The organism is Sphingomonas phoenicis (assembly GCF_047238005.1).
Taxonomy (GTDB): domain Bacteria; phylum Pseudomonadota; class Alphaproteobacteria; order Sphingomonadales; family Sphingomonadaceae; genus Sphingomonas.
The window spans coordinates 1,569,323-1,581,714 of the sequence record NZ_JBDFMC010000002.1; the positions used below are offsets into that span (position 1 = coordinate 1,569,323).

13 protein-coding genes are annotated in these 12,392 nt (G+C 67.7%); 12 read left to right on the top strand and 1 reads right to left on the bottom strand.

The annotated features are described in order from the left end of the window. Position 1: 1 nt before the first annotated feature. The 12 genes from flgC (at position 2) to ABC319_RS08835 (ending at position 10,490) form a co-directional block, all read left to right on the top strand. A complete protein-coding gene (gene flgC / locus ABC319_RS08780; RefSeq protein WP_413069854.1) occupies positions 2-412 on the top strand; it encodes a flagellar basal body rod protein FlgC in 411 nt (136 codons plus the stop codon). A gap of 2 nt (positions 413-414) precedes the next feature. Further along, entirely contained in the window at positions 415-1,110 is a 696-nt protein-coding gene (locus ABC319_RS08785) for a flagellar hook assembly protein FlgD (RefSeq protein WP_413069855.1), read from the top strand. A gap of 25 nt (positions 1,111-1,135) precedes the next feature. Further along, on the top strand, positions 1,136-2,431 hold the full coding sequence (locus ABC319_RS08790; protein ID WP_413069856.1) for a flagellar hook protein FlgE: 1,296 nt from the start codon (positions 1,136-1,138) through the stop codon (positions 2,429-2,431). A gap of 21 nt (positions 2,432-2,452) precedes the next feature. Then, positions 2,453-3,202, top strand: coding sequence for a flagellar basal body rod protein FlgF (locus ABC319_RS08795; protein WP_413069857.1), 750 nt, complete (start codon positions 2,453-2,455; stop codon positions 3,200-3,202). Between the two features lie 10 nt (positions 3,203-3,212). Further along, entirely contained in the window at positions 3,213-4,004 is a 792-nt protein-coding gene (flgG, locus tag ABC319_RS08800) for a flagellar basal-body rod protein FlgG (protein WP_413069858.1), read from the top strand. Further along, positions 4,001-4,708: a flagellar basal body L-ring protein FlgH gene (locus ABC319_RS08805; RefSeq protein WP_413069859.1), complete on the top strand. Its 708-nt coding sequence runs from the start codon at positions 4,001-4,003 to the stop codon at positions 4,706-4,708. Before flgG ends, ABC319_RS08805 begins: the two co-directional genes overlap by 4 nt. A gap of 11 nt (positions 4,709-4,719) precedes the next feature. Then, positions 4,720-5,823 carry a flagellar basal body P-ring protein FlgI gene (locus tag ABC319_RS08810; protein WP_413069860.1) on the top strand — a complete coding sequence of 368 codons (1,104 nt, stop codon included), beginning with the start codon at positions 4,720-4,722 and terminating at the stop codon, positions 5,821-5,823. Then, a complete protein-coding gene (locus tag ABC319_RS08815) occupies positions 5,820-6,161 on the top strand; it encodes a rod-binding protein (RefSeq protein WP_413069861.1) in 342 nt (113 codons plus the stop codon). The genes ABC319_RS08810 and ABC319_RS08815 overlap by 4 nt, the downstream gene beginning before the upstream one ends. A 9-nt stretch (positions 6,162-6,170) precedes the next feature. Next, complete coding sequence (gene flgK, locus ABC319_RS08820; protein ID WP_413069862.1) at positions 6,171-7,532, top strand: flagellar hook-associated protein FlgK; 1,362 nt, start codon at positions 6,171-6,173, stop codon at positions 7,530-7,532. A gap of 5 nt (positions 7,533-7,537) precedes the next feature. Beyond that, positions 7,538-8,437, top strand: coding sequence for a flagellin N-terminal helical domain-containing protein (locus ABC319_RS08825; RefSeq protein ID WP_413069863.1), 900 nt, complete (start codon positions 7,538-7,540; stop codon positions 8,435-8,437). Between the two features lie 242 nt (positions 8,438-8,679). Beyond that, on the top strand, positions 8,680-9,543 hold the full coding sequence (motA, locus tag ABC319_RS08830; protein WP_413069864.1) for a flagellar motor stator protein MotA: 864 nt from the start codon (positions 8,680-8,682) through the stop codon (positions 9,541-9,543). Positions 9,544-9,581: 38 nt separating this feature from the next. Beyond that, the gene (locus ABC319_RS08835; protein ID WP_413069865.1) at positions 9,582-10,490 is read left to right on the top strand and encodes a flagellar motor protein MotB; all 909 of its coding nucleotides are present in this window, start codon (positions 9,582-9,584) and stop codon (positions 10,488-10,490) included. A gap of 465 nt (positions 10,491-10,955) precedes the next feature. On the opposite strand, the gene ABC319_RS08840 is transcribed toward ABC319_RS08835, so the two are convergent. Then, positions 10,956-12,260, bottom strand: a complete 1,305-nt coding sequence (locus tag ABC319_RS08840) for a sugar MFS transporter (protein ID WP_413069866.1) — start codon at positions 12,258-12,260, stop codon at positions 10,956-10,958. Positions 12,261-12,392 lie beyond the last annotated feature (132 nt).

Consider the following 12,392-nt stretch of genomic DNA (forward strand, 5'->3'; position numbering starts at 1 on the left):
GATGGCATCCAGTCCCCTCACCATTTTCCAGGTCGCCGGCCGCGCCATGTCGGCACAGCTGGTCCGGATGAACACGACCGCGTCGAACCTGGCCAATGCCGGCGACATCGCGAGCTCGCAGGAGACCGCGTACAAGACGATGAAGCCGGTGTTCCGCACCAGCTTCGACGCCGCATCGGGCCTCGCCACCGTCGATGTCGAGAAGGTCGTCACCGCCGGGTCGGACCCGACCAAGCGCTACGATCCCGAGAATCCGATGGCCGACAAGGACGGCAACATCTGGGAGGCCGCGGTCGACGAGACGCGCGAGCTGGTCGACATGATGGAGACCGCCCGCGGCTACCAGAACAACGTCGAGGTGATGCAGACCGCCAAGTCGCTCATCATCGACACCCTCAAGCTGGGACGCTGATCATGGCTACCGCAAGCACCTCGTTCGACAGCACGCTCGCCAATCTCGGCATCGCCCGGTCGGGCGCGAGCACCGCGAAGGTGTCGACCACCGGCACTAAGACGACGCTCGACCAGTCCGACTTCCTCGCGCTGATGACGGCGCAGATGAAGAACCAGGACCCGTTCTCGCCGGTCGACAACACCCAGATGGTCGCCCAGATGGCGCAGTTCTCCAGCACCGCGGGCATCAGCCAGATGAACGCGACGCTGAACACGATCGCCGGCAAGCTGAACGCCGCCAGCGCGTCCGACGCGATGGGCTATGTCGGCAAGGCGATCCTGACCGCCGGGTCGACCGCGTACGAGCGCACCGCGGGCGGCATCGCCGGCGCGGTGGAGCTCGACACCGCGGCCACCGACGTCTCGATCTCGATCGCGGACGAGAATGGCAGCGTCGTCAAGACGATCCAGCTCGGCAAGCAGGACGCCGGCACCGCCACCTTCGACTGGGACGGCAAGGACGGCGCCGGCAACAAGGTCGAGGGCGGCCCCTACAAGGTGTCGGTCGACGCCGCGAACCTGTCGAAGATCGTCACCGCCCGCACGCTGGTGTGGGCGCCCGTCGAATCCGCGTCGCTGCCGGCCGGCGGCGAACCCACGCTGAAGGTGACCGGCATCGGCACCGTCAAGACCTCTGCCGTCCGCGGCGTCTCGTAACAAACTATCCCGCAGGAGCTAAGCCATGTCCTTCTACACCTCGCTCTCCGGCCTCCAGGCCTCGCAGACCGACATGTCGACGATCAGCCACAACCTGGCCAACGTCGCGACCACCGGCTTCAAGAAGAGCCGCACCGAATTTGCCGACGTCATCGCGTCGAGCGTCGCGACCGATCCGCGCAAGATGGTCGGCTCCGGCGTGGTCGTGAAGGGCAACACCCAGCAGTTCAAGGAGGGCAACCTCCAGACGACGTCGAACGCGCTCGACCTGGCGCTGGTCGGCGAGGGCTTCTTCGTGATGAAGTCGACGGGCGTCAGCGACTCGGTCACCTACACCCGCAACGGCAGCTTCTCGGTCGATTCGAACCGCAACGTCGTCGATGCGCAGGGCAGCTACCTGATGGTCTATCCGGTCGACAATGACGGCAACGTCACCGCGACCGGCAACGACGGCCTGACCAACCTGCAGATCCAGCAGACCAGCGGCACGCCCGAGGCGACGAAGAACGTCACCACCGGCGTCCAGCTGTCGTCGACCTCGACCGTGAAGCCCAACACCAACGTCTTCAAACGCGAGGATACGACCACCTTCACCAACTCGGTCGCGACCCGGATCTACGATTCCGCGGGCAATCCGATGACGATGACCAACTACTACGTCCGCACCGGCGGCGCGACCGCGGCCCAGCCGGGGCCGCCGGTCGTCCCGGCGACGACCGGCACGTGGGACGTGTACACCTATGTCGGCGATCAGCAGATGAAGGTGGGCGGCGCGAACAAGGTCACCCTGCAGTTCGACGGCACCGGCGCGATGACCGCCAATCCGCCGCAGCCGCTGACCTTCGACGCCTTCGTCCCCACCTCCGGCGCCGCGTCGCAGACGCTGAAGCTGAACCTGGCGGGCTCGACCCAGCTGTCGTCGGCCTTCGCGGTCAACAACAAGACGCAGGACGGCGTCGCGGTCGGCCAGCTGTCGGGCGTCACCGTCACCGACGGCGGCCTGATCAAGGCGAGCTTCTCCAACGGCGACATCGTGCCGCTGGGCAAGGTCGCACTCGCCAAGTTCTCGACCCCCACCGGCCTGCGCCAGATCGGCAACAGCTACTGGACGGCAACCGGCGTGTCGGGTTCGGCGACGCTGGGTGCGGCATCGGCCGACGGCTTCGGCTCGCTGATGTCGGGCACGATCGAGGGATCGAACGTCGACATCACCGAGGAGCTGGTCAACCTGATCGCGGCGCAGCGCAACTTCCAGGCGAACGCCAAGGCGCTGGATACCGCCAGCCAGGTCTCGCAGACCATCTTCAACATCCGCTCGTAAGCGAAAACGGGAGCGTAAGGGGTGGACAAGCTCGTCTACACGGCGGCCACGGGGCTGAAGGCGCACATGGCGTCGCAGGCCGCGATCGCCAACAACATGGCGAACGCGTCCACCACCGGCTTCCGCGCGGACCGCGTCGTGTTCGACCGGATCGAGCTGAAGGGCGGCGGGCGCACCATCGAGGCGCGCTCGCCCACCTCCGAGGAGATCACCGACGCCGACCGCGCGCCCGGTGCGATCCAGCAGACCGGCCGGCCGCTGGACGTGGCGATGAACGGCGATGCATGGCTGGCCGTGCAGGCCGCCGACGGAACCGAGGCGTATACCCGCCGCGGCGACCTGGAGATCGCGCCGTCGGGCGTGCTCCAGACCGGTGATGGCCATATCGTGATGGGCTCGTCCGGGCCGATCACGCTGCCGCCCGCCACCTCGATCACGATCGCGGCCGATGGCTCGATCTCGATCGTGCCCGTCGGCGGCGACGCCACCCAGACGCAGGTGGTCGACAAGCTGAAGCTCGCCTCGACCAAGGGGTCGACGACGCTGAAGGGCCTCGACAATTTGTTGCGCGTGAAGGGCGGCGGCACCCTGCCCGAGGATCTCGACGCGACCGTCACCGGCGGCGCGCTGGAGGGATCGAACGTCAACATGACGCAGGCGCTGGTCGACATGATCGAGAACCAGCGCAGCTACGAGGTGACGGCGAACCTCATGAAAACCGCCAAGGACATGGACGAAGGCGGCGCATCCCTGATGCGCCTGCCGAGCTGAGGATTAACCGATGACCACTGCCGCCATGCATATCGCGCGCACCGGGCTCGACGCCCAGGACATGCGCATGCGCGTCATCTCGAACAATCTCGCCAACGTGAACACCACCGGGTTCAAGCGCGACCGCGCGGCGTTCGAGACGCTGTCGTACCAGGTCGTGACCGCGCCCGGCGCGTCGTCGACCAGCGAGACGCGCTATGCCACCGGCCTGAACCTCGGCACCGGCGTCCGCGTGCAGGGCACCGCCCGGATCGACACGCAAGGGTCGGCGCAGCAGACCGGCAACGCGCTGGACCTGATGCTCGACGGCGACGGATATTTCCAGGTGCAGCTGCCCGGCGGCCAGCTGGGCTACACCCGTGCCGGCAACTTCTCGAAATCGGCGGAGGGGCTGCTGGTCACCTCAGAGGGGTATCAGGTGATGCCCGGCATCACGATCCCCGAAAACACCACCTCGATCACCATCGGCCTCGACGGCACGGTGTCGGCGGTTGTGCCGGGTCAGGCGGAGGCGACGCAGCTGGGCCAGATCCAGGTCGCCAGCTTCGCCAACGGCGCCGGGCTCCAGTCGAAGGGCGACAACTACCTGCTGGAAACCGCCGCGAGCGGCGCCGCCAATCTGGGCGCCGCCAATGTCGATGGCCGCGCCGCGATCCGTCAGGGCACGCTGGAGGCCTCCAACGTCAACGTCGTCGAGGAGCTGGTCGACATGATCGAGACCCAGCGCGCGTACGAGGTCAATTCCAAGATGATCTCCGCCACCGACGACATGCTCAAGTACGTGAACCAGAACCTGTCATGACGCGCCCCACCCGGATCAGCCACGCCGCCGTCGCCGCCCTCACCGCGCTCGCCGCGCTGACCACCGTCATCCCCGCAGAGGCGCATGCCGGCCTGTTCGGCAAGAAGCGCCCGCCCGAGGATTACTCGGCCGCACGCGCCCTGCCCGCGGCGGCGCCCGTCGCCGCGCCGTCGGGATCGATCTTCCAGGTCAGCGACGGCTATGCCGCGCTGTACGAGGGCTGGCGCGCGCGCAAGGTCGGCGATCCGCTGACGATCGTGCTGGTCGAGCGGACCGCCGCGTCGAAGTCAGCCAGCTCGAAGCTCGACTCGTCGGGCGGGCTCAGCATCACGCCGCCGTCGATGGGTCCCCTGAAGCTGTTCGACAAGGCCGAGGCGACCGCCAGCGGCAACCGCAACTTCGACGGCAAGGGATCGACCGACCAGGCCAACAGCCTGTCGGGCGAGGTGTCGGTCACCGTCGCCGCCGTCTACCCCAACGGCACCATGCTGGTGCAGGGGCAGAAGCGGGTGACGCTGAACCGCGGCGACGAGTTCGTCCGGATCAAGGGCATCGTCCGCAGCGCCGATGTCGACCTGAACAACCGCGTCCCCTCCACCCGGGTCGCCGATGCGCAGATCGCCTATACCGGCAAGGGCGATGTCGCCCGGGCCAGCCGCCAGGGCTGGCTGGGCCGCTTCTTCTCCTCCGTCAGCCCTTTCTGAGGCACGCCCGCATGTACCGCTATCTGCGCCTCTTCCTCGCCTTCTTCGACCTGCTCTGCATGGCGAGCCCCGCCCATGCCGACCGGATCAAGGACCTGGGCGGGTTCCAGGGCATCCGTACCAACCAGCTGACCGGTTACGGCATCGTCGTCGGCCTGCCCGGCACCGGTGACGACAATCTGGAATACACCGTCCAGAGCGTGAAGGCCGCGACCTCGCGTTTCGGGCTGCAGCTGCCGCCGGGGATGAACCCGGGGCTGAAGAACGCCGCGGTGGTGCTTATCACCGCCGAGCTGCCGCCCTTCGCCAAGCCGGGGCAGAAGCTGGACATCACCGTCGCCTCGATGGGCAAGGCCAAGTCGCTGCGCGGCGGATCGCTGATCCTGACGCCGCTGCTGGGCGCGGACGGCCAGATCTACGCGATGGCGCAGGGCAATCTGGCGGTCGGCGGCCTGGGCGCGGAGGGTGCGGACGGATCGAAGATCGTCGTCAACATCCCCTCCACCGGCCGTATTCCCGAGGGCGCGACGGTCGAGCGGACCGTCGCCACGGGCTTCGAGAACGCCCCCGTCCTGACCTTCAACCTCCAGCGCGCCGATTTCACCACTGCGCAGAACGTCGCCGGGGCGATCAACCAGCGGCTGGGCGCCGGCACCGCGCAGGCGATCGACGCCGTGTCGGTCGCGGTGCGTGCGCCGGTGGGGGCCGATGTCCGCGCCACGCTGATGTCGACGATCGAGAATCTCGACGTCACCTCCGCCGAGCCGCCTGCCCGCGTCATCGTCAACGCCCGCACCGGCACCGTCGTCATCTCGTCCGCGGTCCGCGTCGGCACCGCCGCGGTCACCCATGGCAAGCTGACCGTGCGGATCGACGAGAACCAGCGGATCAGCCAGCCCGCGCCCTTCTCCGGCGGCCAGACCGCGGTCGAGGACCGGTCGAACATCTCGGTGCAGGAAGAGAAGAAGCCGATGTTCCTGCTCAGCCCCGGCCCGAAGCTGGCCGATGTGGTGAAGGCGGTGAACGCGATCGGGGCCAGCCCGGCCGACCTCGTCGCCATCCTGGAAGCGCTGAAGGAAGCCGGTGCGCTGAAGGCGGAGCTGGTGGTCCTGTGACCGGCCCTGCCCCCATCGCCGGCGCCTCGCCCGCCACCGCCGGCCTGACCGCCGCCACCGGCATCTCGACCGACTCGAGCCGGCTCAAGTCCAGGGAGAATCTGGAAAAGGCCGGTCAGCAGTTCGAGGCGGTGTTCACCGGCATGATGCTGAAATCGATGCGCCAGGCCCAGCTGTCCGATCCGCTGTTCGACAGCAAGGCGCTCGACACCTTCCGCGACATGCAGGACCAGAAGACGATCGCCGCGATGGCCGAGCACACGCCGCTGGGCATCGGCAAGGCGATGACGGCGTTTCTGTCGAAGTCTCAATCAGATCTTAACCCGCCCTCCGGATAACGGCCGGTCATGAGCGATCTCCTCTCGATCGGCGCTTCGGGCGTACGCGCATACCAGACGGCGCTGAACGTCGTTGGCGAGAATATCGCCAATGTCGGGACGCCCGGCTACACGCGCCGCACGACGACGATGAACGAGGTGTCGGCGGGGATCGGCGCGGCCGAGCGGCCGAACGCCGGCAACGGCGTCATCCTGTCCGGCATCGGTCGCGCGACCGACGCCTATGCCAGCGCCGCGGTCCGCAGCGCCGGCGCCGATCTGGCCCGGACCGAGGCGAGCGCGACCTGGCTGGAGCGGATCGAGCAGTCGCTGACCGGCAACCAGCTCACCTCGCGCGTCACCGGCTTCTTCACCTCCGCGACCGCGCTGGCGGCCGAGCCGAACTCGACCGCGCTGCGCACCGGCGTCGTCAGCGCCGCGCAATCCGCCGCGATCGCGTTCAAGGCGACCGGCCAGGCGTTCAACCAGATGGAGGCCGACCTCGACACCGCCGGTCGGCAGGCCGTCTCCACGCTCAATTCGCTCAGCAACTCGCTCGTCCGCGTCAACGACGGGCTGGGCCGCACCACGCCCGGCACCGCCGCGGCGGCGCAGCTCGCCGACCAGCGCGACTCGATCCTGGAACAGATGAGCGCGATCACCGATCTCGGCGTGACGCTGGATCCGCTGGGCCGTGCCACGGTCTCCGTCGGCGGCGTCAACGGAACGCCGCTGGTGGCGCGCAACGTCGCCAGCACCGTCAGCTATGCGCGCACCGGCGCCAATGTCGCGCTGACCATCAACGACGGCAGCGCGACGCCGCCGGTGATCGAGCCGAACGGCGGCGCTCTGGCCGGTATCGTCGAGGGGGCGGAACGGATCGCCGGGGCGCGGTCGTCGGTGAACGACCTGGCGAACGACTTCGTGACCAAAATCAACGCCGCGCAGGCGGAGGGGCGCGATCTCGCCGGCAATCTGGGCACCGACCTCTTCGACCAGCCGACCGCCGATCCGACCGACATCACCGTTGTACTGACCGACGGCAAGTTCGTCGCCGCCGCCGACAAGAACGTCGACACGACCTCGACCGCGTTCGTGCGCAACGGCGCGAACCTGACCCGGTTCGAGACGGCGCGCCTGGATGGCGGATTCGAGTCGAAGCTGACCGCGCTCGTCAACGAGAATGCCACCGCCTACAAGCAGAAGAGCGTGATCGCCGACGCGCAGACCGCCATCCGCAACGGCGCCGCGACCGCGCTGACGTCGAAGACGGGCGTCAACATCGACAGCGAGGCGATCGACCTCATGCGCTTCCAGCAGGCCTATCAGGCGTCCAGCCGTGTCATCCAGGTGGCGCGCGATACCTTCCAGTCGATCCTCGAGATCAGGTAACCGCCATGCAGGTGTCCACCACCGCCTTCTTCAACGATACCGCCAAGCGGCTCGGCGCGATGAACGCGCGCGCGCAGACGCTCCAGACGGAGATCGCGACCGGCAAGAAGATCCAGACGCCCTCCGACGCGCCGGGCGTGTCGCAGCAGCTGGCGGAGATCGCGCGCAAGGATGCCGATTCGGCGGTGTTCGCCGACAATCTCAAGATCGCCGGTTCGCTGCTCAGCCAGTCGGATGGTGTCATCAAGCAGATCAACACCCAGCTGACCCGCGCCAAGGAACTCGCCACCAGCGCCGCGACCGGCACCCAGTCGCCCGCCGACCGCAAGATCCTGGGCGTCGAGCTGCAATCGGTGCTCGATTCGATCGTCGGCCTCGCCAATGTCAGCAACATCCGCGGCGAGCCGCTGTTCGGCACGGTCGGCGGGCAGAAGGCGGTCACCGCCGATGGCAATGGCGGCTACACCTACGCCGCCACCGACGTGACCGAGGTGCCGATCGCCCAGGGCCAGACGGTCAGGGCGACCGAGAGCGCGGCGAGCCTGTTCAAGCTGCCCGACGGCACCGACGTGCTGGCGACGCTCGGCGCGCTGGCGACCGCGCTGCAGGCGAACGGCACGGGCGCGCAGGACACAGCGTCCGACTCGCTCGACACCATCCAGTCGGGGCTCGACCAGCTCAGCGACGTGCAGGCATCGGTGGGCGCGCGCGGCGCGCGGGTCGAGTTGCAGCAGGGGCTGATCCAGACCGCCGACACCGATCGTGCGGCGCTCCGGTCGCAGCTGGAGGACACCGACATCACGCAGGCGATCGTCGAGCTTCAGCAGATGATGACCGCGCTGTCGGCGACGCAGGCCAGCTTCTCCAAGCTCGCCCAGCTGTCGCTGTTCGACTATATCCGCTGACGCCCCCGCGATAGAGGGCCATCGTCCCGGCGCAGGCCGGGATCTGCCGCGTCGCGTCCCGAAAAGGCCGCTGCCTTCGCCGGCGCGGCGAACGCGGCCGGGCCGATCCGCCACGCGTCGTCCCCGACCATAACTTTCCCGTCATCTTCGCCCGCTTGGTAACGGGTTGGCGAGGAAATGCAGTTAATCACGGCATCATCACGCCGGGTCCACCGGCACGTTGAGCCCGGGATTGCCTCTACATGTTTCCTGCGATCGGCATCGTCGTCCTTCTCGTCATGGTGTTCGGCGGCTTCGCCTTCACCGGCGGCGCGCTCGGCCCCGTCATGCACGCCATCCCGCACGAGATGCTCATCATCGGCGGCGCCGCCGCGGGTGCGCTCATCATCGGCAACTCCGGCAAGGAGCTGAAGGCGATGGGCGGCGGCCTGGGCAAGGTGTTCAAGGGCCCCAAGTACAAGAAGCAGGACTATCTGGACGTCATCTTCCTCGTGTCGAAGCTGATGAAGATGCTCCGCATGGAAGGGCCGATCGCGCTGGAGCCGCATGTCGAGGATCCGCAGTCCTCGGCGGTGTTCGCCGAATATCCCAAGCTGCTGAAGGACCACACCCTCATCAACCTGATCGCCGATACGCTGCGCCTGGTGGTGGTATCGTCGGGCACGCTTGACGTGCACGCGGTGGAGGAGGTGATGGACCATTCGATCAAGACCCACCACCACGAGGTGGAGGGGCCGCACACCACGCTCACCAGCCTGGCCGATTCGCTGCCCGCGCTCGGCATCGTCGCCGCCGTGCTCGGCATCGTGAAGACGATGGGCTCGATCGACAAGCCGCCGTCGGTGCTGGGCGGCATGATCGGCTCGGCGCTGGTCGGCACGTTCATGGGCGTGTTGCTGGCGTACGGCGTCGTGTCGCCGCTCGCCGGCCGGCTGAAGCAGGTGATCGACGCCGATGCCGCGATCTACGACGTGGTGAAGCAGATCATCATCGCCTCGCTCCACGGCCATCCGCAGCCGCTGGTCATCGAGGCGGCGCGCAGCGGCATCGACCACAAGAACCAGCCCGGCTTCGCCGAGGTGTTCGACGGGTTGCGGGGGAAGTGATGATCGCCCGTCTCGGATCGATGGGGGGCAGATAGGCCATGGCCAAGGCTGCACCGCACGGGAGCAACGTTCCTCCCAAGGTGATCGTCAAGAAGATCTATATCGAGGGTCACGGCGGCCATCACGGCGGCGCGTGGAAGGTCGCCTATGCCGATTTCGTGACCGCGATGATGGCGTTCTTCCTCCTCCTGTGGCTGCTCGGCGCGACGACCGAGAAGCAGCGCAAGGGCCTGGCCGACTATTTCGCGCCGACGCTGATGGATTCGAAGAAGCTGGGCATCGGCGGCTCGGGCCCGCTGGGCGGCGAATCGATCATGTCGAACAACAAGACCGGGCCGAAGGCCGCGGCCGCAGTGATCGCGTCGATGGGCATGCCGACCAAGCAGGTCCAGGGCGGGCCGGAGGTCGGCATGGGGCAGAAGGGATCGCTCCGCTCCACCCCCGCCTCCCGCGCCGAGGACGCGAAGAACTTCGCCCGCCTGCGCGAGCAGATCATGGAGCGGATCAAGGCGTCGTCGGATCTGGCGAAGCTGGGCAAGCACGTCCGCTTCATCCCCACCGATGCGGGGCTGCGCATCGATCTGGTCGACGATGCCGACTATTCGATGTTCGCGCTCGGCACGACGATGCTGGATCAGCGCGCGGCGGAACTGATCGGGATGATCGCCGGATCGATCCGCACGACGCAGAACCCGATCATGATCCGCGGCCACACCGACGCCCTGCCCTACGGCGATCCGCGCGCGATGAACAACTGGATGCTCGCCACCGGCCGCGCCGAGGCGACCCGCCGCCGCCTGTCGCTGGGCGGCATCCCGGAAAGCCGGTTCGAACGGATCGAGGGCGTCGCCGACCGCGAGCCGATGATCGCCGCCAACCCCGCCGACCCCCGCAACCGCCGGGTCGCGATCACCCTCCTCTACCGCAAGGGCGTATTCGGGCAGTAGTCGCAGGCGGGGGTAATCGGGGAGCAGTAGGCTACGCCGGCGGCCCGCTCTCCGGAGCGTGATCCATCCACGCCAGAGCCCTTACCCTTGATAAAGGCCGGAGCCCTCACCCCCCGTGAAGTCCGGATCCCCCCACCCCGGCGAAGGCCGGGGTCCAGTCGGGATGGCCAACGAGACGACGCACAACATGCCTCGCCACCGCCTTCCAACTGGACCCCGGCCTTCGCCGGGGAGGCGGTAGGGAGTGGTTCCAAGCCAGTGGATCATAGTCCAGACATTGCCGAAAGCTCGCCCCGACTGCCGAGCGATCCGGCACACAGGCCGCTCGCCTCTCACCGCTCTCCCGCGAAGGCGGGAGCCCAGTGCACTTGATCAGAGCCCCGTCGAGAAGCACCGGATCCCCGCCCGCGCGGGGAAGCCCGGTGGCGCGCAACGGATCGGCGCGCCCTCGGGATCACCCCCGGCCTATTCCGCCGCCACCGGATCCGGCAGCGGGTCCGTCACCTTCGCACCCCACAGCGCGTAGAACAGGATGTACAGCTCGCACGCCGCGGTCAGCAGGAACGACGTCTGCAAGCCGTAGCGGTCGGCCAGCCATCCCTGCACCACCACCAGCGCACCGCCGGCGATCGCCATGATCAACAGGCCCGAACCCTCTTCGGTCAGCGGCCCCAGTCCCTTGATCCCCAGCGTGAAGATCGTCGGGAACATGATCGAGTGGAACAGCCCCACCGAAATCAGCGCCCACATCGCCACCGGTCCGGTGGTGAACACGGTGATCAGCATCACGACGAACGCCCCGATCGAGAAGACCGCCAGCACCGTCTCGGCCGGGATCTTCTGCATGATCGCGGAACCGGCGAACCGGCCGACCATCATGCCGCCCCACAGGAACGTCAGGTAGCGGCCCGCCTGCTCGGCGGTGACGTTGGCGATCTGGGGCTGGCTGACGAAGTTCACGAACAGGTTGGCGACCCCGATCTCGGCGATCAGGTAGATGAAGATCGCCGGGATGCCGAACACCAGGTTGCGGTGCTTCCACAGCGAATGGTTCTTGCGGTCCTCCTTTGCCGCGCGGCTCGTCGCCGTTCCCATCGCCGGCAGCGGGAAGCGCGCGATCACCACCGCCAGCACGACCAGCACGATCGCGACCAGCACATAGGGCAGGATCACCGACTGCGCGTCGGCCAGCCGCTCCGCCTGCGTCAGGACGGTGCCCGTCTCCGACGTTCCCCCCTTCGAGCGCCCCAGGATCAGGTACGCGCCGAACAGCGGCGCCAGCATCGTACCGGCCGAATTCATCGCCTGCACCAGATTCAGCCGCGACGAGGCGGTCTCCGGCGGGCCGATCACCGCGACATAGGGGTTGGCCGCCACCTGCAGGAGCGTGATCCCGCTGGCGATGACGAACAGCATGACCAGCGTGACGCCGTACGATGGCAGGCTGGCGGCGAGCACCATACCTACCGCGCCCGCCGCCATGATCAGCAGGCCGGTGACCAGCGACTTCTGGTATCCGATCCGCTCGATCAGCTTGGCCGACGGGATCGAGGCGAAGAAATAGGCGATGAACCACACGCTCTCGATCAGCGTCGTCTGCGTGTAGTTCAGGTCGAACACGCTGCGCAGATGCGGCAGCAGCGTGTTGTTGATGACGGTGATGAACCCCCACATGAAGAACAGCGACGCCAGCAGCGTCAGCGCGCGGGTATAGCCGCCGCCCGGCGCCGCGGTTGCCGTCACGCCCGGCGAAGCGACTGGAGCCGCCATGATCCTCTCCCCTTTTTTCGACGCCGCGCCGTGGAACGGCGTCCGGAGCGTCTTGCACCCGTGGAATATGTCCGACTATATTGCGCCCCAAGGATCGGTCAATGCGGAATTCCCGATAGCCTGGCCGACTGG

Excerpts from the sequence above, each read along its gene's own strand:
- flgC (WP_413069854.1), top strand. The coding sequence starts at position 2 with ATGGCATCCAGTCCCCTCACCATTTTCCAGGTCGCCGGCCGCGCCATG.
- ABC319_RS08810 (WP_413069860.1), top strand. The coding sequence starts at position 4,720 with ATGTACCGCTATCTGCGCCTCTTCCTCGCCTTCTTCGACCTGCTCTGC.
- flgK (WP_413069862.1), top strand. The coding sequence starts at position 6,171 with ATGAGCGATCTCCTCTCGATCGGCGCTTCGGGCGTACGCGCATACCAG.
- ABC319_RS08785 (WP_413069855.1), top strand. The coding sequence starts at position 415 with ATGGCTACCGCAAGCACCTCGTTCGACAGCACGCTCGCCAATCTCGGC.
- ABC319_RS08835 (WP_413069865.1), top strand. The coding sequence starts at position 9,582 with ATGGCCAAGGCTGCACCGCACGGGAGCAACGTTCCTCCCAAGGTGATC.
- ABC319_RS08840 (WP_413069866.1), bottom strand. The coding sequence starts at position 12,260 with ATGGCGGCTCCAGTCGCTTCGCCGGGCGTGACGGCAACCGCGGCGCCG.
- flgG (WP_413069858.1), top strand. The coding sequence starts at position 3,213 with ATGACCACTGCCGCCATGCATATCGCGCGCACCGGGCTCGACGCCCAG.
- ABC319_RS08790 (WP_413069856.1), top strand. The coding sequence starts at position 1,136 with ATGTCCTTCTACACCTCGCTCTCCGGCCTCCAGGCCTCGCAGACCGAC.
- motA (WP_413069864.1), top strand. The coding sequence starts at position 8,680 with ATGTTTCCTGCGATCGGCATCGTCGTCCTTCTCGTCATGGTGTTCGGC.
- ABC319_RS08825 (WP_413069863.1), top strand. The coding sequence starts at position 7,538 with ATGCAGGTGTCCACCACCGCCTTCTTCAACGATACCGCCAAGCGGCTC.
- ABC319_RS08805 (WP_413069859.1), top strand. The coding sequence starts at position 4,001 with ATGACGCGCCCCACCCGGATCAGCCACGCCGCCGTCGCCGCCCTCACC.